This window comes from Microbacterium thalassium (assembly GCF_014208045.1).
Lineage (GTDB): Bacteria > Actinomycetota > Actinomycetes > Actinomycetales > Microbacteriaceae > Microbacterium > Microbacterium thalassium.
Window position 1 is genome coordinate 2,630,495 of sequence record NZ_JACHML010000001.1, and the last position, 22,746, is coordinate 2,653,240.

At 71.2% G+C, this 22,746-nt stretch carries 23 protein-coding genes; 4 read left to right on the forward strand and 19 right to left on the reverse strand.

The features are described from left to right. Positions 1 to 46 precede the first annotated feature (46 nt). Both HD594_RS12160 and glgB read left to right on the forward strand, forming a co-directional pair. Entirely contained in the window at positions 47 to 2,128 is a 2,082-nt protein-coding gene (locus HD594_RS12160) for a maltotransferase domain-containing protein (protein ID WP_184751208.1), read from the forward strand. Next, on the forward strand, positions 2,125 to 4,296 hold the full coding sequence (glgB, locus tag HD594_RS12165; RefSeq protein ID WP_184751209.1) for a 1,4-alpha-glucan branching protein GlgB: 2,172 nt from the start codon (positions 2,125 to 2,127) through the stop codon (positions 4,294 to 4,296). Before HD594_RS12160 ends, glgB begins: the two co-directional genes overlap by 4 nt. A 60-nt stretch (positions 4,297 to 4,356) precedes the next feature. Here the strand turns inward: glgB and HD594_RS12170 are convergent, their stop codons facing one another. Both HD594_RS12170 and HD594_RS12175 read right to left on the reverse strand, forming a co-directional pair. Next, entirely contained in the window at positions 4,357 to 5,274 is a 918-nt protein-coding gene (locus HD594_RS12170; RefSeq protein ID WP_184751210.1) for a tetratricopeptide repeat protein, read from the reverse strand. Then, positions 5,271 to 7,088, reverse strand: coding sequence for a DUF8094 domain-containing protein (locus HD594_RS12175; RefSeq protein ID WP_184751211.1), 1,818 nt, complete (start codon positions 7,086 to 7,088; stop codon positions 5,271 to 5,273). Before HD594_RS12175 ends, HD594_RS12170 begins: the two co-directional genes overlap by 4 nt. A gap of 176 nt (positions 7,089 to 7,264) precedes the next feature. On the opposite strand from HD594_RS12175, the gene HD594_RS12180 reads away from it, so the two are divergent. Continuing rightward, on the forward strand, positions 7,265 to 8,335 hold the full coding sequence (locus HD594_RS12180; protein ID WP_184751212.1) for an AI-2E family transporter: 1,071 nt from the start codon (positions 7,265 to 7,267) through the stop codon (positions 8,333 to 8,335). 1 nt (position 8,336) lies between these two features. Here the strand turns inward: HD594_RS12180 and HD594_RS12185 are convergent, their stop codons facing one another. The 9 genes from HD594_RS12185 to rpsB form a co-directional block, all read right to left on the reverse strand. Further along, positions 8,337 to 9,065 (reverse strand): alpha/beta hydrolase, encoded by a 729-nt coding sequence (locus HD594_RS12185; RefSeq protein ID WP_184751213.1) that lies wholly within the window; start codon positions 9,063 to 9,065, stop codon positions 8,337 to 8,339. A gap of 1 nt (position 9,066) precedes the next feature. Continuing rightward, positions 9,067 to 9,351 carry a hypothetical protein gene (locus HD594_RS12190; RefSeq protein ID WP_184751214.1) on the reverse strand — a complete coding sequence of 95 codons (285 nt, stop codon included), beginning with the start codon at positions 9,349 to 9,351 and terminating at the stop codon, positions 9,067 to 9,069. Positions 9,352 to 9,355: 4 nt separating this feature from the next. Continuing rightward, entirely contained in the window at positions 9,356 to 10,129 is a 774-nt protein-coding gene (locus HD594_RS12195; RefSeq protein ID WP_271171258.1) for an aggregation-promoting factor C-terminal-like domain-containing protein, read from the reverse strand. A gap of 75 nt (positions 10,130 to 10,204) precedes the next feature. Continuing rightward, the gene (locus tag HD594_RS12200) at positions 10,205 to 10,771 is read right to left on the reverse strand and encodes a DivIVA domain-containing protein (RefSeq protein ID WP_184751215.1); all 567 of its coding nucleotides are present in this window, start codon (positions 10,769 to 10,771) and stop codon (positions 10,205 to 10,207) included. Further along, positions 10,768 to 11,808 carry a phosphatidate cytidylyltransferase gene (locus HD594_RS12205; protein WP_184751216.1) on the reverse strand — a complete coding sequence of 347 codons (1,041 nt, stop codon included), beginning with the start codon at positions 11,806 to 11,808 and terminating at the stop codon, positions 10,768 to 10,770. Before HD594_RS12205 ends, HD594_RS12200 begins: the two co-directional genes overlap by 4 nt. Before the next feature lie 10 nt (positions 11,809 to 11,818). Further along, complete coding sequence (gene frr / locus HD594_RS12210; protein WP_184751217.1) at positions 11,819 to 12,373, reverse strand: ribosome recycling factor; 555 nt, start codon at positions 12,371 to 12,373, stop codon at positions 11,819 to 11,821. Positions 12,374 to 12,424: 51 nt separating this feature from the next. Beyond that, positions 12,425 to 13,144, reverse strand: a complete 720-nt coding sequence (gene pyrH, locus HD594_RS12215) for a UMP kinase (RefSeq protein WP_184751218.1) — start codon at positions 13,142 to 13,144, stop codon at positions 12,425 to 12,427. Between the two features lie 82 nt (positions 13,145 to 13,226). Beyond that, entirely contained in the window at positions 13,227 to 14,054 is an 828-nt protein-coding gene (gene tsf / locus HD594_RS12220) for a translation elongation factor Ts (RefSeq protein WP_184751219.1), read from the reverse strand. Between the two features lie 100 nt (positions 14,055 to 14,154). Next, the gene (rpsB, locus tag HD594_RS12225; protein WP_184751220.1) at positions 14,155 to 15,072 is read right to left on the reverse strand and encodes a 30S ribosomal protein S2; all 918 of its coding nucleotides are present in this window, start codon (positions 15,070 to 15,072) and stop codon (positions 14,155 to 14,157) included. 311 nt (positions 15,073 to 15,383) lie between these two features. On the opposite strand from rpsB, the gene HD594_RS12230 reads away from it, so the two are divergent. Beyond that, complete coding sequence (locus HD594_RS12230) at positions 15,384 to 15,938, forward strand: murein hydrolase activator EnvC family protein (RefSeq protein WP_184751221.1); 555 nt, start codon at positions 15,384 to 15,386, stop codon at positions 15,936 to 15,938. Positions 15,939 to 15,945: 7 nt separating this feature from the next. Here HD594_RS12230 and HD594_RS12235 read toward each other — a convergent pair whose 3' ends face one another. From HD594_RS12235 to lepB, 8 genes are all read right to left on the reverse strand, one after another. Then, positions 15,946 to 16,851, reverse strand: coding sequence for a tyrosine recombinase XerC (locus HD594_RS12235; RefSeq protein ID WP_184751222.1), 906 nt, complete (start codon positions 16,849 to 16,851; stop codon positions 15,946 to 15,948). Positions 16,852 to 16,942: 91 nt separating this feature from the next. Continuing rightward, the gene (locus HD594_RS12240) at positions 16,943 to 17,557 is read right to left on the reverse strand and encodes a hypothetical protein (RefSeq protein ID WP_184751223.1); all 615 of its coding nucleotides are present in this window, start codon (positions 17,555 to 17,557) and stop codon (positions 16,943 to 16,945) included. Between the two features lie 162 nt (positions 17,558 to 17,719). Then, positions 17,720 to 18,928 carry a DNA-processing protein DprA gene (gene dprA / locus HD594_RS12245; protein WP_184751224.1) on the reverse strand — a complete coding sequence of 403 codons (1,209 nt, stop codon included), beginning with the start codon at positions 18,926 to 18,928 and terminating at the stop codon, positions 17,720 to 17,722. Next, entirely contained in the window at positions 18,925 to 20,451 is a 1,527-nt protein-coding gene (locus tag HD594_RS12250; protein ID WP_184751225.1) for a YifB family Mg chelatase-like AAA ATPase, read from the reverse strand. The genes dprA and HD594_RS12250 overlap by 4 nt, the downstream gene beginning before the upstream one ends. Next, positions 20,448 to 20,816, reverse strand: a complete 369-nt coding sequence (locus HD594_RS12255; protein ID WP_184751226.1) for a YraN family protein — start codon at positions 20,814 to 20,816, stop codon at positions 20,448 to 20,450. The genes HD594_RS12250 and HD594_RS12255 overlap by 4 nt, the downstream gene beginning before the upstream one ends. Before the next feature lie 109 nt (positions 20,817 to 20,925). Next, entirely contained in the window at positions 20,926 to 21,249 is a 324-nt protein-coding gene (locus HD594_RS12260) for a DUF2469 family protein (RefSeq protein ID WP_184751227.1), read from the reverse strand. A gap of 23 nt (positions 21,250 to 21,272) precedes the next feature. Further along, the gene (locus HD594_RS12265; protein WP_184751228.1) at positions 21,273 to 21,932 is read right to left on the reverse strand and encodes a ribonuclease HII; all 660 of its coding nucleotides are present in this window, start codon (positions 21,930 to 21,932) and stop codon (positions 21,273 to 21,275) included. Beyond that, positions 21,929 to 22,720 carry a signal peptidase I gene (gene lepB, locus HD594_RS12270; protein WP_184751229.1) on the reverse strand — a complete coding sequence of 264 codons (792 nt, stop codon included), beginning with the start codon at positions 22,718 to 22,720 and terminating at the stop codon, positions 21,929 to 21,931. Before lepB ends, HD594_RS12265 begins: the two co-directional genes overlap by 4 nt. Between the last annotated feature and the right edge of the window lie 26 nt (positions 22,721 to 22,746).

Genomic DNA, 22,746 nt, shown 5'->3' on the forward strand with positions numbered 1-22,746 from the left:
GCCGGGTCTGGTGTCGGCGGGGCGACGGGCGCGATAGGTTCGAGTCGTGGCCAGCTCGTCCCGTAGCCAGAAGTCCCGCCCCTGGAGGAGCGCAAGCTCCATCCCCGTCCGCGAAGCCCGCGAATGGCAGTCCGAACGGACGACCGTCTCGCGCCGTGTGCCGCTGGTCAAGCCGCGGCCGGCGGTGCCCTGGGGGGACTTCACCCCCACGGCGTTCGAGGGCGAAGTGGTGCCGTTCGCGGTGACGTCGTTCCGCGAGGGCCACGATCGCATCGGGGTGCAGGTCCGCCTCACCTCGCCGTCGGGCGACGTGTCGCTGCACCGCCTGGCCGCCCTCGAGGACGGCTTCGACACGTGGCAGACGCACGTGGCGCTCCTCGAGCAGGGAGTGTGGGGATTCCGGTTCGAGGGATTCACCGACGACTTCGCGACGTGGCACCACGCCGCGTCCGTCAAGATCGCGGCGGGCGTCGACACCGCCCTCATGCGCGAGATGGGGGCGCGCCTGTTCGACCGGGCCGCTCGCGAGCGCAATCGCCCCGTCGGGCAGCGTGCCCGCCTCCGCGAGGCCGCCGCCCAGCTGCGCAGCGAATCCGTCGCCGACCACGGCGCACTCGAGATCGTCGACGACGCCGTCATCTCCGGGTACTTCCACGACCGTCCGCTCATGTCGCTGACCACCCTCGGCGACGAGCGCCGGCTTCTGGTGGAGCGCGAGCGCGCCGGCGTCGGAGCGTGGTACGAGTTCTTCCCGCGCTCCGAGGGCGCCAAGCGACGCCGGGACGGCACCGTCAGGTCGGGCACGTTCCGCACGGCGGCGCGGCGGCTCCCGGCCGTCGCGAAGATGGGCTTCCAGGTGCTGTATCTGCCGCCCATCCACCCCATCGGGCACATCAACCGCAAGGGCCGCAACAACACCCTCCGCACCGAGCCGGGCGACCCGGGCTCGCCGTGGGCGATCGGATCCGAGGCGGGCGGGCACGACGCCGTCCACCCCGATCTCGGGCGGCTGGCCGACTTCCGCGCCTTCGTGCGCGCCGCTCGCGCCGAGGGCATCGAGGTCGCCCTCGACCTCGCGCTGCAGGCGGCGCCCGACCACCCGTGGGTCCAGGAGCACCCGGAGTGGTTCACGACCCTCCCGGACGGCTCGATCGCGTACGCCGAGAACCCTCCCAAGAAGTACCAGGACATCTACCCCGTCAACTTCGACAACGACCCCGAGGGCATCCGCGCCGAGGTGCTGCGGGTCGTGCGCCACTGGATCGCCCAGGGCGTGCGCATCTTCCGCGTCGACAACCCGCACACCAAGCCCCTCCAGTTCTGGGAGTGGCTCATCGCGAAGGTCAGCACGGACTTCCCCGACGTGGTCTTCCTCGCCGAAGCGTTCACGCGGCCGGCGCCGCTGCAGAGCCTGGCGGCCGCCGGGTTCCAGCAGAGCTACACGTACTTCACGTGGCGCAACAGCAAGGCGGAGCTCGAGGAGTTCCTGAGCGGCCTCGCGCACGAGACGGACGACTTCCTGCGGCCGAACCTGTTCGTCAACACCCCCGACATCCTCACCGAGTACCTGCAGTTCGGCGGACGCCCCGCCTACCGCATCCGCGCGGCGATCGCCGCGACGGCGGCGCCCACCTACGGCGTGTACGCGGGCTACGAGCTGTACGAGAACGTCGCCCGCCCCGGCTCCGAAGAGAACATCGACAACGAGAAGTACGAGTACAAGGTCCGCGACTGGGCGGGCGCCGAGGAGCGCGGCGACTCGCTCGCACCCTTCCTCACGCGGCTGAACGAGATCCGCGCGGCGCATCCGGCGCTGCGCCAGCTGCGCAACCTCAGCATCCACTGGAGCGACGACGACGCGATCCTCGTGTACGTCAAGCACCTCGATGCCGCGCTGTCGCCGACCGGAAAGTCCGACACCGTCATCGTCGTCGTCAACGTCGACCCGCACTCGGTCCGTCAGACGCTCGTGCACCTCGACACGCGCGTGTGGGGCGTGACCCCCGGCGACGCCTTCGACGTCGAAGACCTCATCACGGGTGAGACCTGGACGTGGACGGATCACAACTTCGTGATGCTCGACGCGTTCCGCGAGCCCGTCCACATCCTGCACGTGAAGGAGTCATGATGCACCTCTCCCCCGAACTTCTCGACGAGGTCGCCGGAGGATCGCATCACGATCCGCATGCGGTGCTGGGCATCCACGCCGGCGACGCTCCCGGCACGTGGGTGATCCGCACGCGCCGCCCGCTCGCCGAAACCGTCACCGCCGTCTTCGACGACGGCCGCCGCGTCCCGCTCGAGCACGTGCGGTCGGGCATCTGGGAGGGCACGCTCGACGGCCGACGCGGGCCATACCAGATCACCGCCACCTACGCCGACGCCCCCGACTACACGGCGGACGACCCCTACCGGCACGAACCCCTCGTCGGCGACCTGGATCTGCACCTGATCGCCGAAGGGCGTCACGAGCAGCTGTGGAACGTCCTCGGGGCGCACGTGATCGAGCACGACGGCTCGCGCGGCGCCCGGTTCGCCGTGTGGGCGCCGAACGCGCGCGCCGTCCGGGTGGTCGGCGACTTCAACGGCTGGGACGGCACGGGCCACGCGATGCGCTCGATGGGCGCGAGCGGCGTGTGGGAGCTGTTCGTGCCCGGTCTGGGGTCCGGCTCCACCTACAAGTTCGAGCTCCGCACCCGCTGGGGCACGTGGGTCACCAAGGCCGACCCGATGGCGCGCTTCGCCGAGGTCCCGCCGGCGACGGCATCCGTCGTCACCGAGTCGTCGTACGAATGGTCCGACGGCGACTGGATGTCGTCGAGGGGCCGCACGACGCCGCTGTCCAAGCCGATGTCGGTGTACGAGCTGCACCTCGGCTCGTGGCGCGCGGGGCTGTCGTACCGGGATGCCGCCGACGCCCTCGTCGACTACGTCACCTCGCTGGGCTTCACCCACGTCGAGTTCCTGCCGCTGGCCGAGCACCCGTTCGGCGGTTCGTGGGGCTACCAGGTCACCGGGTACTTCGCGCCCACGAGCCGCTTCGGCCGGCCGGACGACCTGCGGTACCTGATCGACCGGCTCCACCAGGCGGGCGTCGGCGTGATCATGGACTGGGTCCCGGGCCACTTCCCCAAGGACGACTTCGCGCTGGCGCGGTTCGACGGCGACACGCTCTACGAGCACGGCGATCCGCACCGCGGTGAGCACAAGGACTGGGGAACCCTCATCTTCGACTACGGCCGGCGCGAGGTGCGCAACTTCCTCGTCGCCAACGCGCTGTACTGGCTCGAGGAGTTCCACGTCGACGGTCTGCGGGTGGACGCCGTCGCATCGATGCTGTACCTCGACTACTCGCGCGAACCGGGCGAGTGGACGCCCAACATCCACGGCGGCCGCGAGAACCTCGAAGCCATCTCGTTCCTGCAGGAGGTCACCGCGACCGCGTACAAGCGCTACCCGGGGATCGCGATGATCGCCGAGGAGTCCACGAGCTTCCCCGGCGTGACCAAGCCCACCGACCACGCCGGACTCGGGTTCGGATTCAAGTGGAACATGGGCTGGATGAACGACTCGCTGACGTACATCTCGCGCGACCCGCTCTACCGCGGGCATCACGAGGGCGAACTGTCGTTCTCGTACGTCTACGCGTTCAGCGAGAACTTCATCCTGCCGATCAGCCACGACGAGGTCGTGCACGGCAAGGGCAGCCTCATCGGGCGGATGCCCGGCGACCACTGGCAGCAGCTGGCCAACATGCGCGCCTTCCTGGCGTACATGTGGGGGCACCCGGGCAAGCAGCTGCTGTTCATGGGCCAGGAGTTCGGCCAGTACGCCGAATGGTCCGAGGGCAGGGAGCTGGACTGGTGGATCCTCGACCAGCCCGCCCACCGGCAGCTGCAGAGCTTCGTCGGCAACCTCAACCGCGTGTACCGCGACGAGTCCGCCCTGTGGTCGCGCGACTCCGACGGATCGGCCTTCACGAGGCTGGGGGCGCCGACCTGGAACCCGAACGTCCAGGCCATCGCGCGGCGCGACTGGCACGGCAACACGATCGTGATGGTGTGCAACTTCGCCGGCAACCCCGTGTACGACTACGAGCTCGACATGCCCGAGAAGGGTGTGTGGCAGGAGATCCTCAACTCCGACGCGCAGGAGTTCGGAGGCTCGGGCGTCGGCAACCTCGGCATGGTGACCGCCGGCGACGACCACCGGGCCCGGATGATCCTCCCGCCGCTGGGGGTGCTGTGGCTCAAGCACGCACCCCACGCGCACATCCCCTCACCCACGCAGGGGTGACGGATGACGAGGGGGCCGCGGCGTGCGCCGCGGCCCCCTCGTCGTGCATGTCGACGGACCTCAGAACAGCATCGACGCCAGGCGGGAGCGGGCGCGCACGACGCGCGGGTCGCCGTCGCCGATGACCCCGAACAGCTCGAGCAGGCGCTCGCGCACGGCGGCGCGCTCGTCGCCGGGCAGCTCCTGGAAGAGTTCGAGCAGCCGGTCGAAGCCGTCGGCGACGTGGCCTCCGGCCACATCCAGGTCGGCCACCACGAGCTGCGCGGCGACATCGCGCGCGTCTGCGGCGGCAGCGGCGCGCGCGGCCTCGAGGTCGACGCCCTGCACGCGGTCCAGCAGGCGCACCTGGCCGAGTCCCGCGCGCGCATCGGCGTCGCGGGGGTTCTCGGCGATCGCCTTCTCGTACGCCGCGATGGCGCGGGCGTAGTCGCCGGCCTCGATCGCGTCGTGCGCTTCGGCGTGGAGCGGCGGGAGCGGCGGCTCGGCGGGCTCGGCGCCCTCCTCAGCGGGCTCGCCCACCGACCCCGTCACGCCGTGCTGAGCGGCGAGCTGCAGGAGCTGGGCGAACACCTCGCGCACCTGCTGCTCGGGCACCGCCCCGTTGAACAGGGGAACCGGCTGACCGGCGACGAGGGCGACGACCATCGGGATCGACTGCGCGCGGAACGCCTGCGAGATCTGCGGGTTCGCATCGACGTCGACCTTCGCGAGCACCAGGCGCCCGGCGTGCTCCGTGACGACCTTCTCGAGCACGGGGCTCAGCTGCTTGCACGGCCCGCACCACTCGGCCCACAGGTCCACCACGACCGGGACGGTGCGCGACAGCTCCATCGCCTGGCCGAACGTGGCATCGGTGACGTCCATCACGAACGAGCCTGCGCCGGCGGTCGGCGCGGCGGCGTTCGGAGCGGGCTTGTTCCGCAGGGACGACAGGTCGACGGCGCCGCGCACGGCGGCGCCCAGAGAGGCATCGGTCACTTGATCACCTTCGCGTTGAGAATGTCCGAAGCGTATCCCAGGAGCTGGATCTTCTCGCTCGATCCCTGTCCGGGCACGTAGAAGAACAGCTGGTCGAGGAACGTGGTCGTGAAGCCCGAGGCCGACTGCTCGACACCGGCGAGGGTCTCGACCGTCGGGTTGTTCTCGAGCTTGATGACCGCGTCGCTGTTGGTCGGCTTGACCTTGTCGGACTCCTCGACCGTGACGGCGACGATGGCGCCGCTCTCGAGGGTCGCGATCGCGAACGGCTCCTCCGACCCCGCCTTCGACGAGAAGGTCAGGCTGCCGGTCTTCGACGCGGTCTCGTTGAACTCCTTCAGCCGGCGCTCCCGGTCGCTCTCGATCTTGAGCCGGAACTGGTCGGTCTCGGCGTCGAACAGGCCGGCGTACTCGCTGTCATCGCCGTTGTTGATGATGTCGGCGTACGCCGCGGCGACCTGATCGGGCTGCATGATGAGGAACGGCGAATCGGGCGCGACCTGTGTGGCCCCGATGTACGAGGGCGCGAGGTCGGGCATCGGCGTGTCGGCCTCGAGGCTCGCCTGGTAGCTGAGCTCGTACTCCGACCACGGGTCCTCCTGCGTGATCACCATGATGCTGGAGGTCTTGGTCTCGACGTCGTCGACGACCGCGAGCACCGACCGCGGCCAGCCGTCGTAGGCCTGCGGGAGGACGATCGACAGCGGCTTCGCGAGGATCGCCGCGGGGGTCTTGTAGTCCGAGATCGCGTCGCGCAGCGTGTAGTTGGTCGTGCGCGTTTCGAGCATCGCGCCGCTGAGCCGTGTGGAGGCCGTCTTCACCGAGAGGTCCTCGTCGGCCTGGGCGACCGTCTCGGCGATGCGCGAGAGGATGCGCTCGGCCTGGGCCTTCGTGACCGCCGGCGACTGCTGCCCCTCGGGCACGATGACCGTCGCGCTCGGGCTCGGCGTCGGAGTCGCGGCCAGCTCCGGCCAGGCATCCGCGTCGCAGCCGGCGAACAGCAGAGCCGACACCGCGAGGGCGGGGATCGCCACGAGCGTGCGGCGGCTGCTGCCGAGCGAGCGACGGGTCGGGCCGGACGCGCTGATGACGCCCTTCTCCTCGCCCTCGACGGCGACGTCGATCGGCTCGGTGGGAGGAAGCGGCAGACCCTTGCGACGCGGTCCGCGTGCGCGGCGGGCGTGCCGGAACCCGAGGATGTACAGCAGCACGCCGATCGCCATCAGAACGGCTCCCCCGACGATGAGCGGTCCCGCCCAGGGCGTCGCGTTGGGGATCGGCCACGACAGCGTGATCGTGCTGGGCGCGGGCTCGGTGCCGTCGGTCGCGACGATCACGCTCATCTCCGAGGGCAGCTGCAGCGGCGCGATCATGAGATCCGTCTGGGTGAACTCGTCGAGCCACAGATCGGATCCGGCGGGATTGCGGCCGGGGTTCGCGGCGTCCGTGTCCTCCTCGGCCTCCGCGTCGTCCTCGGCGACCGCTTCGGGCTCGGGAACGACCGTCTCCGCGACGATCTCACCGTCGTCTGCGAGCGTGACCGAGGTGTACGTCGCGTCGGAGAGCCACGCGGTCATGTCCGCGGTGCGCCCGTAGGCGGCGAAGATGTCGCCGTCCGCCTGCGCGCGAAGCGTCTGCGCGCCCGGCAGGCGGTTCAGCACGGCGCCGTCGATCATCACGTACGGCGTGGACTCGTGCGCGGGGACGGCCGCCGTCTCCGAATCGGGTCCCTGGAAGACCGTTCGCTGGGCGATGCCAGCGCCGATCATCACCGCCGCGAGGACGAAGGCCGCCACGGCCCATACGAATCGCACTCAGAACACCTCTCACGGACGCGTCCATGCCGGACGTGCCTGGACTCGACTGATCAGCGTAGCGAAATAGACCTGAAAGCGCCGTGGGAGCACGGCGCAGCCGCGTTTCGGCGCGCCGCGTGCGTATTCTGATCACGAGTCGGCGCAGTTTCGCCGGGAGAGGGCGTGACGGCCGGATGAAGTTCCACAATCCGTTCCGAGTGGCATTCGTCGCGACCCTCGGCGTCGGACTCGGGCTGCTCCTGATCGGCAGCGTCCAGACGCTCTCCACCATCCTGCTGTACGTCGGCACGGCGCTGTTCCTCTCGCTCGGCCTCGACCCGATCGTCGCGTGGCTCGAGCGCCGGAGACTCCCCCGATGGGCGGCCGTGCTCGTGACGGTGCTGGCGGTCCTGGCGATGTTCGCGGGCATCGTCCTCATGGTGGTCCCGATCATCGTGGGCCAGATCACGCAGCTCGTCACGACGGTGCAGTCGCTCATCGAGCGGGGCACCTGGGACCCGGTGACCGAACTGCGCGAATGGATGACGACGACCTTCCCCCTGCTCGAGGTCGATCAGGTTTTCCTCTACATCCAGGAGTGGGTCGACTCGCTCGACCTCAGCGCCGTCGGCAGCCAGGTGGGCGGGGGGCTCATCGCCTTCGCGGGGAGCATCCTGGCCGGACTCGCGGGCGCCTTCATCGTGCTCATCCTGACGATCTACTTCACCGCGTCGACCCCGAGCCTGAAGCGGGCCGTGTACCAGCTCGTGCCGGCGTCCAAGCGCGCGCGCTTCATCGACCTCGGCGAGCAGATCACCGACTCGGTGGGCTTCTACGTCATCGGGCAGCTGAGCCTGGGCGTCATCAACGGCGTGCTGAGCGCCATCTTCCTGTCGATCATCGGAGCGCCGTTCCCCGCGGTGCTGGCGGTGATCGCGTTCTTCTTCTCGCTCATCCCGCTGGTGGGCACCCTCACCGGGTCGACGATCATCGTGCTGACCTGTCTGATCCCCGGTCTGAGCACGCCGACGACGGCGCTCATCGCGGCGATCTACTACCTCGTGTACATGCAGATCGAGGCGTACGTGATCTCGCCGCGCATCATGAGCCGCGCCGTGTCGGTGCCGGGGGCCGTCGTGGTGATCGCCGCCCTCGCGGGCGGCTCGCTGCTCGGCCTGCTCGGAGCGCTCATCGCCATCCCCGTCGCGGCGAGCATCCTCATCCTCTACCGCCAGGTGGTCATCCCCCGGCAGAACGAACGGTGACTCAGACCCCTTCGACGACCTTGCCGTGCCACTCGGTCGGCAGCGGGAGCGCGTCGGGATTGACCGCCGCCACGATCTCGGTCAGGACGCGACGCGTCTGCGTCTCGCCGACCCACAGGTGCTTGGCGCCGTCCACCGCGATGAGGTTCGCGTGCGGCACCCCGGCGAAGCGCTCGACGGCGGCGTCCGGCCGCAGGAAGTCGTCGTGCTCGGGGACGAGCACCACCATGGGGCGGGGATCGCCGGCCCACGCCGCCAGCTCCTCCGGCGAGGTGCGGTGCAGCGGCGGCGAGAGCAGGATGGTCCCGTCGACGGCGTGATCGCGGCCGTACTTCAGCGCCAGCTCGGTCCCGAAGGACCAGCCGACGATCCACAGGTGCGGCAGACCGCGCTCGCGCGCGAAGTCGACCGCGGCCGCCACGTCGAACGCCTCCGCCCGGCCGCCGTCGAACTCGCCGCCGCTCGTGCCGCGCGGCGACGTCGTCCCCCGCGTGTTGAACCGCAGCACCGCGAGGTCCGCGAGAGCCGGCAGCCGAGCAGCCGCCTTGCGGATGATGTGGGAGTCCATGAAGCCGCCCGCCGTGGGCAGCGGATGCAGGGTGACCAGCGTCGCGACCGGCTCGCGGTCCAGCGGCACGGCCAGTTCGCCCACGAGTTCGACGCCGTCGATCGTCTCGAGCGTGATGTCCTCCCGCTGTGCGGGCAGCATCATCGGTCCGCGAATCTCCATGTCAGCCGATCCTCCAGCACTGGGTATGCCAATGTCTGCGCGCCGCGAGGTCGGCGCTGTCTCCGAGAACGCCGTCCGCTCGCCACACGACCACGTGCGCGACCCCGACGCCGATCAGCCGCCCGCACCCGGGACAGCTGTACTCCTTCTGCGAACGACCGGCGCCCACCGGCTGCACGGTCCACTCCGCGCCCCGCCGCGACTCGGTGCGCTTGAACCCCGCGAGCAGGCGATCGAACGAATCGTCGCCCGCCGCATCCGGGCGACGGCGGTTGGATCGGGGCATGGCCTCAATACCAGCCGTAGGCCTCGGAATGGCCCCACGCGCCGCACGGGCTGCCGTACCGTCCGCCGATGTAGCCGAGGCCCCACGTGATCTGCGTGGCGGGGTTGGTCTCCCAGTCGGCGCCGGCGGTGGCCATCTTCGAACCCGGCAGCGACTGCGGGATGCCGTAGGCGCCGCTGTACGGGTTGTAGGCGTTCACGCGCCAGCCCGACTCGCGGTTCCACAGCGCGACGAGGCACGCGAACTCGTCGTCGCCCCAGCCGCGCGCCTTGACCATGTCGTAGGCGATCGCCTGAGCGGTTCCCGGGTCGGGCGTCACGAACGGCGGGCTCCAGACATCCGACGACGCGGACGCCGTCTCCGCCTCGACGGGCTCCGGCTTGGGCGTCACGTACACCGAGTAGCCGCCCCGGTCGAGATCAGGTGTCTCGGCCGCCTCGGCATCGGCGTCCACGGGACGTGTCTGCACATCGCCGACGGCGCTCGCGTACAGGGTCACCGGAACCGTGATGTCGGCGTTCGCCGGCGGAAGCGCGGCTCCGATCGGCCCCACGTAGGCCACGGCGAATCCGAGGACCGCGAAGACCGCGAACACCGCCAGGACCCCGCGGCGCCGCGACCAGCGCTCCGGCGCGGGCGCCGCGGCGACGCGCGCCGGCCGCACCGCGATCGGCGCAGCCGAAGGAGCCGAAGCGGGGGCGAGCTGCGATGCCTCCGCTGCGGCCCGCTGCGCTCGCGCGTCGCGTCGCGTGGGGTGGGTCACGTCGCCAGTGGTCACAGTCCCCCGAGTGTACCGATTCGCGTGCGCCGGTTCCATTTCGCCGGTCTCGCTCAGCGGGCGCCGGGCCGCTGCTCAGCGGATGGCGAGCATCACCTCGACGACGGCGTCGAGCACCGCGTCGACCTGAAGCTCGCGGTAGCCGCCGCGCTGCATGCGGAACGCGACCGACCGGACCTGCTCGACGGTGACCGCGTCGCCGCGCTCGAGATAGCGCGCGATCTTCTCGGCCACGAGGTCCACCTCGTCGATGCGGTAGCCGTAGTGGAGGGCTCCGACGCGGTCGAACCGGTGCCCGGCCGGGCGCGTCAGGCGGTTCAGGATCTCCTGGGCGGACTCCTTCGTGCGCCCCACCCACTCGCGGGTGCCCACGTGTGAGACGGCCTGCTCGCGCTCCCGCGCGGCGAAGGCGTCCTCGATGCGTCCCAGGGCGTGGTCCACCGAGGCCACGTCGTACCCTCGGCGCACGAGCGGGAAGGCGGCACCGCGCACGTCCGCGGCCGTGATCGCATCGTCGGAGCCTTCGAACGCGCGGCGGGCGCGCTGGAGGAAGTCGTCCACCGCCTGCTTCTCGTAGCCCTTGGTGCGCCCCGAGGTCTGGGGGAAGGTGGCGGCCGCCGCCGCGGTGTCAGAGGTCGTCATGCTGCCTGGAGGGGTGAGAGGAGGATGTACAGGGCGAGCGCGGCCGTCGCCGACGGAAGGATCGAATCGAGCCGGTCGAGGACGCCGCCGTGGCCCGGGAGCCACGAGCTCATGTCCTTGATTCCGAGATCGCGCTTGATCATCGATTCTCCCAGGTCGCCGATCGTCGCCGTGCCCAGCACGACGAGGCCGAAGACCACACCCGCCCACCAGGGGAGTCCGAGGAGGAGGGTCGCCAGCAGCACGCCGGCGATCATGGCCGCCGCCCCCGCCCCAGCGAAGCCCTCCCACGTCTTGTTCGGGCTGATCCGGGGCGCCATCTTGTGGCGGCCGAGGGTGATGCCGGTGATGTAGGCGCCGGTGTCGGCGGCCACCGCGATGACGATGAACGAGAGCACCCACCACTGCCCGCCGTCCTGCTCGAGCAGGACGACGCAGGTGGCGCCCATGAACGCCACGTACAGCTGAATGAAACCGGCGATCACGACGTCTCCGAGCACGTCGCCGTAGGTGCGGGCGTCCTTCGCCATCATCTGGGCGAACATGCGCCAGACGAGCACGAACGCGATGGCGACGAAGAGCGCCACCCACAGCATCCGGATGTCGAGGAAGTAGGCTCCCGTGACCAGCCCCGCGGTGGCGAGGAGCTGCGGCACCAGGTCGACCCGGTGTCCGGCCCCGACCAGCGCGCGAGAGAACTCGAACACGCCCAGCAGCACGGCCGCCAGCGCGAACAGCGCGAACAGGTCCTTCACGAACAGCAGCGTGCCGAGCACGACCGCGCCGATCCCGAGGCCGATCAGCACCGCCACGATCAGGTCGCGGCCCGTGCGCTCCTTGATGCGCTCGTTCGCCTCTTCGAACTCCGCGCGCGCCTGCGCAACATGGTGCTCGAACTCCGCGCGGGCCGAGCGCACCTGCGCCGGGAACGCCGCACCGGACTCTTCCGGCCCGGCATGGCCGTCCGCGCCCGCCGGGGGCGCGGTCTGCGGTTCGGCGGCCCGATCGTCGGGCGCTGCCCCGGACGCGTCGGACATCACCAGGGCCTCAGACCTCGAGCAGTTCTGCTTCTTTGCGCTTGAGCGCCTCGTCGATGGCGTCGACGTGCGCACGCGTGAGAGCGTCGAGCTCCTTCTCGGCTCGGACCAGCTCGTCCTCGCCGACCTCGCCCTTGAGCGCGTCCAGCTCGTCCTTGGACTTGCGCCGCAGGCCGCGGATGTGGACCTTGGCGTCCTCGCCCTTGCTGCGGACCAGCTTGACGAACTCCTTGCGGCGCTCCTCGGTGAGCTCGGGCATCGTGATGCGGACGATGCTGCCGTCGTTCGTGGGATTCGCGCCCAGGTTCGGCATGTCGCGGATCGCCTGCTCGATGGCCTTGAGCGCCGACTTGTCGTAGGGCGTGACGATGAGCGAGCGCGCCTCGGGCGCGTTCAGCGACGCGAGCTGGTCGAGCGGCGTGGGCGAGCCGTAGTAGTCGACGAGCACCTTCTGGAACAGCTGCGGGTTCGCCCGTCCGGTGCGCACCGTCGCGAAGTCATCCTTCGCGCCTTCCACGGCGCGGTCCATGCGCGTTCCGGCTTCGGCCAAGACGTCCGCGATCACTGTGTCTCCTTCGCGTTGATGGGCCTGTTCAGTCTACTCAGCCGCGCCGCGTCACGCCGTGACCAGCGTGCCGATGGCGTCGCCGAGGAGTGCCTTGGTGATGTTCCCCGCCGGCTCCATGCCGAACACGCGCATGTCCATGCGGTTGTCCATGCACAGGCTGAACGCCGTCGAGTCGACGACCTTCAGTCCGCGCTGGAGGGCGTCGTTGTACGTAAGCCGGTCGATGCGCGTGGCCGAGGCGTCCTTCTTCGGGTCGGCGGTGTAGACGCCGTCGACGCCGTTCTTGGCCACGAGGACCTCGTCGGCGCCGATCTCGAGGGCGCGCTGGGCGGCGACGGTGTCGGTGGAGAAGTACGGCAGCCCCGCACCGGCGCCGAAGATCACGACACGTCCCTTCTCCATGTGGCGCTCGGCGCGACGCGGGATGTACGGCTCGGCGACCTGCGTCATCTCGATCGCCGACTGCACACGCGTGGCTGCGCCGGCCTGCTCGAGGAAGTCCTGCAGCGCGAGCGCGTTCATCACCGTGCCGAGCATGCCCATGTAGTCGGCGCGCCCGCGGTCCATCCCGCGCTGGCTGAGCTCGGCGCCGCGGAAGAAGTTGCCTCCGCCGACCACCACCGAGACCTCGACCTCGTCCACCGCGGCGGCGATCTCGCGCGCGATCTGACTCACCACGTCGGGGTTGACGCCGAGCCGGCCCCCGCCGAACGCCTCACCCGAAAGCTTCAGAAGGACGCGACGGCGCCCGGTCGATTCACTGCTCACGGTATTCCTCTCGTCGTGACGAATGTATCCAAAAGGGCATGAGAAAGGCCCGCATCTCGACGATGCGGGCCTTTCGAGCGTGTTACGCGCCGACCTTGAAGCGAGCGAAGCCGGTGAGCGTGAGCCCGGCGTCCTTCGCGATCTTGGCGACGGACTGCTTGTTGTCCTTCGCGTAGTCCTGGTCGAGCAGCGAGACCTGCTTGAAGAACGCGTTGACGCGGCCCTCGACGATCTTCGGCAGAGCAGCCTCGGGCTTGCCCTCGGCACGCGAGATCTCGGTGACGATCTCGCGCTCCTTCTCGACATCGGCCTCGGGGACCTCGTCGCGGTTCAGGTACGACGGGTTGGCGAACGAGATGTGCTGCGCGATGCTGCGGGCCGTCTCGGCGTCCTCACCCGAGTAGGCGAGCACGACGCCGACCTGCGGGGGCAGGTCCTTGCTGGTCTTGTGCAGGTACACCTCGAAGCTGTCGCCCGACAGGGTGCGCACGCGACGGAGCTCGACCTTCTCGCCGATGATGGCGGCCTCGTCCTGGATGAGCTGCTCGACGGTCTTGCCGTCGGCGTCGGCGGCGAGGGCCGCCTCGACCGAGTCGGCCGATGCGGCGGCGGCGGCGTCGGCGACCTTGTCGGCCAGTGCGATGAAACGGTCGTTCTTCGCGACGAAGTCGGTCTCGCAGGCGAGCTCGACCAGGGTGACCTGACCCTCGCCCTCGCGAGCGGCGACGAGGCCCTCGCTGGTCGAGCGGTCGGCGCGCTTGGCGTTGCCCTTCGCACCCTTCAGGCGGAGGATCTCGACGGCCTTCTCGACGTCGCCGTCAGCCTCCTCGAGCGCCTTCTTGGTGTCGACCATGCCCGTGCCGAGCTGCTCGCGCAGCGCCTTGATGTCCGCGATCGTGAAGTTTGCCATGGGTGGCGGCTCCTTTTTGTTCTGCGTTGTCGTGAATGTCCCGGCGGGGGCGCGCCGGTGCGCGCGCCCCGCCGCGACGGAAGCGGTTCGGGACCGTCGGCTACTTCGAGGCGGCCTCGGCGCCGGCGGCGTCGTCGGCCGACTCGGTCGCGGCCTGACCCTCGGCGGCCTGCTCCTCGGCGACGATCTCGTCCGCCTCGGCCCTCGCCCCGGCCTCGTCGGCGACCTTCGCGGTCTCGGCCGACGACTGCTCCGGAGCGGCCTGCTCGAGGAGCTCGCGCTCCCACTCGGCGAGCGGCTCGGCGGCCTCGGCCTCGTCGGCGGGCTGGTGACGCTGGATGAGGCCCTCGGCCGCGGCGTCGGCGATGATGCGGGTCAGCAGCGAGACCGAGCGGATCGCGTCGTCGTTGCCGGGGATCGGGTACTGGAACTCGTCCGGGTCGGCGTTGGTGTCGAGGATGCCGATGACCGGGATGCCGAGCTTCTTGGCCTCGTCGATGGCGAGGTGCTCGCGCTTGGCGTCGACGACCCAGATGGCCGACGGCGTCTTCGACATGTTGCGGATGCCGCCGAGCGACTTGTGCAGCTTGTCGAGCTCGCGCTTCTTGATCAGAAGCTCCTTCTTGGTGAGGCCGCTCGACGCCGGGTCGTCGTAGTCGAGCTCCTCGAGCTCCTTCATGCGGGCGAGGCGCTTGCTCACCGTGGCGAAGTTGGTGAGGAGGCCGCCGAGCCAGCGCTCGTTGACGTAGGGCTGGCCGACACGCGTGGCCTGCTCGGCGATGATCTCCTGAGCCTGCTTCTTCGTGCCGACGAAGAGGACGGTGCCGCCGTGGGCGACCGTCTCCTTGACGTACTCGTACGCCTTGTCGATGTACGACAGCGACTGCTGCAGGTCGATGATGTGGATGCCGCTGCGCTCCGTGAGGATGAAGCGCTTGACCTTCGGGTTCCACCGGCGGGTCTGGTGTCCGAAGTGAACGCCGCTGTCGAGCAGCTGGCGGATGGTGACGACGGCCATGGCCGTTCTCCTGTTCTGGCGCGTGCGCGCCTGCTTGCGGTTGTGTTCGTATCGCACCTGTGTGCGACGTGCCTGGTGCCCGGCACACGCCCGCCCCGAGATGTCTCGGGGACCGGTGGGAGTGGATGCCGCGCGGCGCGATCCTCGCGGACGGCGCTCGCGCTCTGGGCACGCGTAGTCATCCCGACGAGCGGGATGCGACCTCCAGTGTACCAGTCGGCGCCTCCTCCCCCGTAGCCGGGTGCGCGCAGACGATCCACCGATGCTCCCCGCCGGGCGCGAGCACGCGCGGCGGGCTCGAGGATCGCCGCATGAACGACTCACGCACTCCGGCGCACGCGGTCCGGCGCTCCGTCGCCGCCCTGGTGCTCGCGCTGCTGCTCGGCCTCCTCGTCCCCGCTGCCGCCGCCCATCCGGCCACGCCCGCGCTGCCCGGTGACGTCGTGTCCGAGGCGATCGCGGGCGGGTGGACCTGGCCGGTCGGCGCGTTCCGCCTCGAGCGCGCGTACTCGGCGCCCGCGCACCCCTACGGCAGCGGTCACCGCGGCGTCGATGTGCGGCCCGTCGGCATCCAGCGGGTCCTCTCCCCGGCCGACGGCGTCGTCGCGTTCTCGGGGCTCGTGGCCGATCGCCCCGTCGTCACGATCGACCACGGCGCGGGCCTGGTCACGACCCTCGAGCCGGTTGCGTGCGACCTCCGGCCCGGCGCGGTCGTCCGCCGCGGCGAGGTCCTCGGCTCCCTCGCGACAGGCGGCCACGCCGAGCCCGGAACGCTCCACATCGGGGTGCGCCTGCACGGCGACTACCTGAACCCGATGGCGCTGCTGGGCGGTGTGCCGCGGGCGGTGCTGCTCCCCTGCTGCTGACGCCGCGTCACGCCCGCGGGTGGGCGAGCCGGTAGGCCGCCGCGAGCCGCTCGCTGGAGACGTGCGTGTAGATCTGGGTCGTGCCCAGGCTGGCATGGCCCAGCAGCTCCTGCACGGAGCGCAGGTCGGCCCCGCCGTCCAGCAGATGGGTGGCCGCGGAGTGACGCAGCGCGTGCGGGCCGGCCGCTCCCCCGACGATCGGACCGAGCACGCGCGAGACCACGTCGTACACCGCGCGCGGGCCGAGCCGGCCGCCGCGCGCCCCCAGGAACAGCGCGCGGGCCGCGCCGCGGTTCTCCGCCCGCTCCAGGAGCGCCGGCCGTCCGCGCACGAGGTAGGCGTCGATCGCCGCGAGCGCGGGCGCGCCGAAGGGGACCACGCGCTCCTTGGATCCCTTGCCCATCACGCGGACGGTGCGACGCGACCGGTCGAGATCGTCCACGTCGAGTCCGCAGAGTTCGCTGACGCGGATGCCGGCGGCGTAGAGCAGCTCGAGCGCGGCGTGATCGCGCAGCGCGGTCGGATCGCCGTCCTGGGCCCGCTCGGCCAGGGCGTCGAGCAGCTGTGCGACCTGGTCGGCGGGAGCGACCTTCGGCAGAGACCGGCTCCGCTTCGGCGCGACGAGGCGCAGGCTCGGGTCGGCGTCGATGCGCGCGGTGTCCGTCGCCCAGGCGAAGAACCCGCGGGCGGATGCGGTGCGACGTGCGAGCGTGGAGCGCGCGTCTCCGCGCTGCGTGGCGACCCAGAGCCATTCGCGCAGGTCCTCGAGCGCGACCCGGTCCACGTCCGGATCTCCCGTCACCCGTGCGAGATCCGCCAGATCCGACCGGTACGCGCGCACCGTCGCCGGCGACAGCCGCCGCACCTGGGTCAGGTGGGCGGCGTAGTCCTCGGCAGCGGTCGAGAGGCGCATGCCCTCAGCATGCCGCTCGGGGAGGGCGCACTCGGATCGACGCTCCGCGCTTCACCGCACACGGCCTCGTGCCATCGCGAGGCGGCCGCCGTCAATTCTGGTAGAACGGCGGCGTGCACGTGGGCGCTCCCTCAGGGAACGGGGTGTTGGTCGAGCATGGCGGGAACGACGGCGCGTACAGGTCCGGGATGTAGATCGGCGCATGGTCGGTGTCTGCACACGTGTGCCCCCACGGGACGGTGACGTCGGCGTACACGTCGTCGTTCGCGCTGTTGTCGGAGTTCGCGAAGATGAGGACGTCCACGGACTCGCCCGGGTCGATGGGCGTGCAGTAGTCCGGGTAGATCCCCTGCACATTGAACGGGATCGTGGGGTTCCCGTTGCCGTCCCGCACGTTGGTCACCGTGATGCTCGGCTTGAGCACGATGGGCTTGTTGGTGGTGTTCGTCACCTGGAGCGGCAGCGCGAACGCCTTCTCGAAGTCGCCGGCGAAGATGCCCTGGGCGATCTCGGGAGGGCACCTGCTCAGGCTCGAGCCGGGGAGCTTGCAGGCGACGCCCACGAGCACAGAGGGGGGCGGACCGGATGCCGCGACCGCGGCGACCGGGGCGGCGACGGCGATCGCGGGCACCGCCCACGCCATCGCCGAGGTGACGGTGCGGCGCGACACGCCGCGCTTGTCGGGGGGGGAGCTCGATTCGGACATGACGAACACCTCCGCGCGGAGCGGTGCTCTCGGCTGAATGCGTCGATCCGCCGCTCCGGCCGGTTCGATGCTTCCGCTCGGGTGCGGAATTGAGCGCCAGCGTAGCCCCGGAACGGCGTGTCCGTCCAGAGCGCCGCCCGCCCGGGCCGGCGTCGAGCCGCGTCACCCATCCCCTCGCCCGGCGGTGCGCCATCCGTGGACCTCGCGCACCGCGGCTCCCTCGAGTTCGAGGACGCCGAGCTCCGCCTCGACCTCGCCGGGCGACATTCCGCTGCGAGCGGCCACCTGGTCGATCGAACGAGGCGTGCGCGCCGCGAGCGCATCGAGGACGCGGGTCATCTCCGGCGGACGGTCGGCCGCGAGCGCCGCGGGCGCCGCGGGGTCGGCGGCCGCGCTCCACCCCATCAGCTCCCGCACGTCGTCCGCGCTCGTAATGCACTCCGCGGCGTACTCCCGCAGCAGCCGATGAGTGCCGGCCGAGGCCGCGCTCGTGACCGGTCCCGGCACGGCGCCGAGCGGCCTGCCCAGGGCGGCGGCGTGACCCGCCGTGTTGAGCGATCCGCTGCGCCACCCCGCCTCGACCACGACCGTCGCGCCGGCCAGAGCCGCGATGATCCTGTTGCGCTGCAGGAACCTCCATTTCGTCGGCGCCGCGCCGCACGGGACCTCGGCGGCCACGGCGCCTCGCACCGTCATCCGGTCGAACAGCGCCGCGTGCCCGGCGGGATACGGGCGGTCCACTCCTCCGGCCGACAGTGCGAGCGTCGTCCCGCCGGCGCTCAGCGCGGCCCGGTGCGCTGCGCCGTCGATGCCGTAGGCGCCGCCCGACACGATCGCGACGCCCCCGCCCGCCAGGCCGGCGGCCAGTTCCATCGCGACGTGCTCGCCGTACCCCGTGGCCGCGCGTGCGCCCACGAGCGCGACCGCCGGCTCGACGCCGAGCGCGCGCGGGTCGCCGCGGACCCAGAGGCAGATCGGCGCGTGCTCGCCCAGGTCGTCGAGGCGACGGGGCCACAGCGGGTCGGCGGGCGTGATCAGCGCCACCCCGGCCTGCGCCGCCGCACGGAGCGAGCCCTGCACGGCATCCGCCGACAGCCGCGGCGTCCACCGCCCCCGTGCGCGAGCGAACTCACCGTCGTCGATCGCCACGGCACCCGGCGCGCTCCTGTCACCGGCGAGCAGCACCTGCAGAGCCGACTCCGGTCCGACGGCGCCGACGAGCCGACCGGCGACTCCATCACCCGGCTCGGCGAGCACCGACCAGACGGCCGACGCATAGGCGGCGACCGCCGCCCGCTCGTCGGCGGCCCGCACCCGCAGCCCGCGCAGCGCCTCGCGGGCCTCGCGCGGCGACAGTCCGGGCACGCTCACGCCGCGATCCCCTTCTTGAGGTACAGAGCGCGCCCGATGTGGTGCGGACCGAGCTGCGACGCCCCGTCGAGGTCGGCCACCGACCACGCCACGCGCAGCACCCTGTCGTAGCCGCGCAAGGTCAGGGCGCCGCGCTGGAGCGCCGCATCGAGAGGACGCCGCACGACGGGCGCGGGCGCACACGGACCGTTGCGCAGCCACGCCCCCGTGACGTCCGCGTTCCGGCGGAACGGCGTGCCCGCCAGACGCTCCGCGGCACGCCGTCGCGCCGCCAGGACGCGCGCCCGCGCGGCGGCCGTGCTCACGGGCGGCGGGCCGCCGGGGGCATCGACCGTCGTGACGCGCGCGAGCGTCAGCTCGACGTCCATGCGGTCGCGCAGCGGACCCGACAGACGGCCGAGGTAGCGGCGGACGGCGGCAGGCGGGCACACGCACTCGCCGCCGCGGATGCCGTGGCTGCCGCACGGACACGGGTTGGTCGCGAGCACGAGCTGCACGCGCGCCGGGAACACCGCGGTCGACCCCGCGCGGTCGATCCGCATCTCACCGGTCTCGAGCGGCTGGCGCAGCGCGTCGAGCGCGTGCGCGGTGAATTCGCCGGCCTCGTCGAGGAACAGCACGCCGTCGGAGGCTCGCGCGATCGCGCCCGGGCGGATCACCCGCGATCCTCCGCCGACCAGCGCGGCCGTGCTCGCGCTGTGGTGCGGCGCCTCGAAGGGAGGGGTGCGTGAGATCTCGGTGACCGCGTGGCCGGACAGCGACCGGACGCACGCGACCGCCAGCGCGGCGGCATCGTCGAGTTCGGGCAGGATCCCGGGAAGCCGCCGCGCGAGCATCGTCTTCCCGGCACCCGGTGGCCCGCACATGAGCATGTTGTGTCCGCCGGCGGCGGCGACCACGAGGGCTTCCACCGCCTCGCGCTGCCCGATCACGTCGGCGAGCTCCGGCCGGGCCGGCGGCGCCCCCGCGCTCGCCTGAACGGGAAGCGGATCGCACTCGGGCACGCCGACGTCGACCCCGTGCCACGCGGCGACCTCGGCGAGTGTCGTCGCCCCGAGGACGTCCACACCGTCGACCAGCGCGGCCTCGTCGCGGTTGCCGTGCGGCACCACGACGCGGCGGATGCCGGCCCGCGCGGCCGCATTGACGGCGGGCAGCACGCCGGCCACCGGCCGCAGCCGGCCGTCGAGCGCGAGCTCCCCCACGTGCAGCGTCGCCGCGACGCGAGCGGAGTCCATGGGCGTCTCGGTGGCGAGTGCGGCGATGGCGATCCCCACGTCGAAGCTCGAACCGTGCTTGGGAAGGCTCGCCGGTGAGAGATTGACCGTCACCCGTCGCCGCGGAAGCGGGAGCCCGCTGTTGGCGCACGCGTTGTGCACGCGCTGCGCCGCCTCGCCGAGCGCTCGATCCCCCAGCCCGATGATGCTGAATCCGGGCGTCTGATTCGACAGGTCCGCTTCGACGGCCACCATCCCCGCCTCGAGCCCCGACAGCGCCACCGCCCACGTTCGCGCGACGGTCACAGCGCCTCGATTCCGATGAGGTGCTCCACCGGTGCCGCCGCCGGGTCGCGTCCCACGATCCCGATCACGTCGAGCCGCAGCATCCGCCCCCGCGCGTGCTCGGGGTGCGCGGCCGCCCACGCCGCTGCGAGACGCCACAGGCGACGCTGCTTCGCCGCCCCGACGGCCGCGAACGGGTGTCCGAACGCCTCGCCGCTGCGCGTCTTGACCTCGACGATCACCAGGTCGGCCCCCGACGCGGCGACGAGGTCGATCTCACCGCCCGGGCACCTCCAGTTGCGATCGAGGATCGCGTAGCCCTGCTCGGTCAGATGCCGTGCGGCGCGCTCCTCGCCCGCACGCCCGAGGTCGTCCTTGTCAGCCATGACGGAATACTCACGGGCGCGAGGCCCGTGCATCCGCCGTCAGGACCGATGGTGGACGGACGCCGAGACGACAGAGGGTGGGGAGGAGAGGGCGCGGGGTCTGCGCGCGTCAGCTGTCGAGCGAGAGCTCGTCGGGCAGCTCGAAGTCCCGTCGCTGGAGCTCTTCGACGTTGACGTCCTTGAACGTCAGCACGCGCACCGACTTCACGAAGCGGTCGGCGCGGTAGATGTCCCACACCCAGACATCGTTCATCGAGATCTCGAAGTAGAAGTCGTTCTCGGTGTCGCGACGCACGACATTCACCTCGTTCGCGAGGTAGAAGCGGCGCTCGGTCTCGATCACGTACTGGAACTGCGAGACGACGTCGCGGTACTCCTTGTACAGAGCCAGCTCGAGTTCGCGATCGTAGTCTTCGAAGACGTCGTCATCCATGGTGACTCCATCCTAGAGCCGCGTCAGAACAGCGTCGGTGCGTCGGCGATCGCCCACGACGACCGATGATGCCGGCTGAGCCCGTGCTCGCGGATCGCGGCGCGATGGTCGGGGCTGGCGTACCCCTTGTTGCGCGCCCAGCCGTACACCGGCAGCTCCTGGTCGAGCTCGACCATCACGCGGTCACGGGCGACCTTCGCCAGGACGGATGCCGCGGCGGCGCTCGCGCAGTCGCGATCGGCCTTGATCACCGGGCGCACCTCGAGCCCGGCGGCCCCGGCCGGGGTGATGTAGTCGTAGTTGCCGTCGAGCAGCACGATGCCGTCCTCGGGCACGATGCCCTGATCGCGCAGCTGCTCGATCGCGCGCAGACACGCGATGCCGAGGGCGCGCATGATGCCGACGGCGTCGATCTCGTCGGAGCCCGCCCACCCCACGGCGCTCGCGGCGACCCACTCGGTCGCCCGAGCCGCGACGTCCTCGCGGCGCGCCTCGGGCACCAGCTTGGAGTCCCGCAGACCTCGGGGCACGCGCTTGCGCGCCCGCGGCGCGTCGACCGCCACGGCGCCGACGGCGACCGGGCCGGCGAGGGCTCCGCGCCCGACCTCGTCGCACGCGATCAGGATGGCGTTGTCGGAGAGCAGACGCCTCTCGAGCGTCAGCTTGGGCTCGACGACGCTCACGACGCCGCTTCGGGGTCCGGCGCATCGGCCGGGTCCGGAACGCTCGAGAAGTCCTCGTGGTGGAAGTCCACGAGGCCGAACCGGTCGAACGGCCAGGTGATCAGGAAGACGCGCCCGACGACGTTCTCGATCGGGACGAAGCCCTTGCCCGGCTGATCGGTGTTGTAGCGGGAGTCCTTGGAGCGGTACCGGTTGTCGCCGAGCACCCACAGGCTGTCCTCGGGGACGACGACGTCGAACTCGTCCGCGGATGCGGCCGACTCGGCCGTCGGGAGCTTCAGGTAGTCCGTCTCGTCGATCGGCGTGCCGTTGACGGTGATCTGGCCCAGGGCGTTGCAGCACACGACGTGGTCGCCGGGAAGGCCGATCACGCGCTTGACCAGATGGTCGTCGCTGTCGGGAGCCGACAGGCCGACCAGCGAGAGCGCCCAGTCGACGCCCTCCACGAACGGCGATCGCTCCGGCGCCGTGCTTACCGGCAGCCACCCGCCCGGATCGCGGAAGACCACGACGTCACCGCGGTCGTAGGAGCCGAAGCGCGGCGTGACCTCGTCGACGAGGATCCGGTCGCGGATCTCCAGGGTGTCCTCCATCGACCCCGAGGGGATGTAGAACGAGCGCACGACGAACGTCTTGACGAGGAACGACACCAGCACGGCCACGACGACGATGACCAGGACGTCCCGCAGGAAGCCGAGCCACCCTCGCCGCCGCGACGTCCGCAGCTCCCGCCGTCCGGCCGCCTCGCCGGACGGTGCCGCATGCACCGCGGTCTTCTCGCTCGTCATCCACGTCCTTCCGCGAGCCGGCCGCG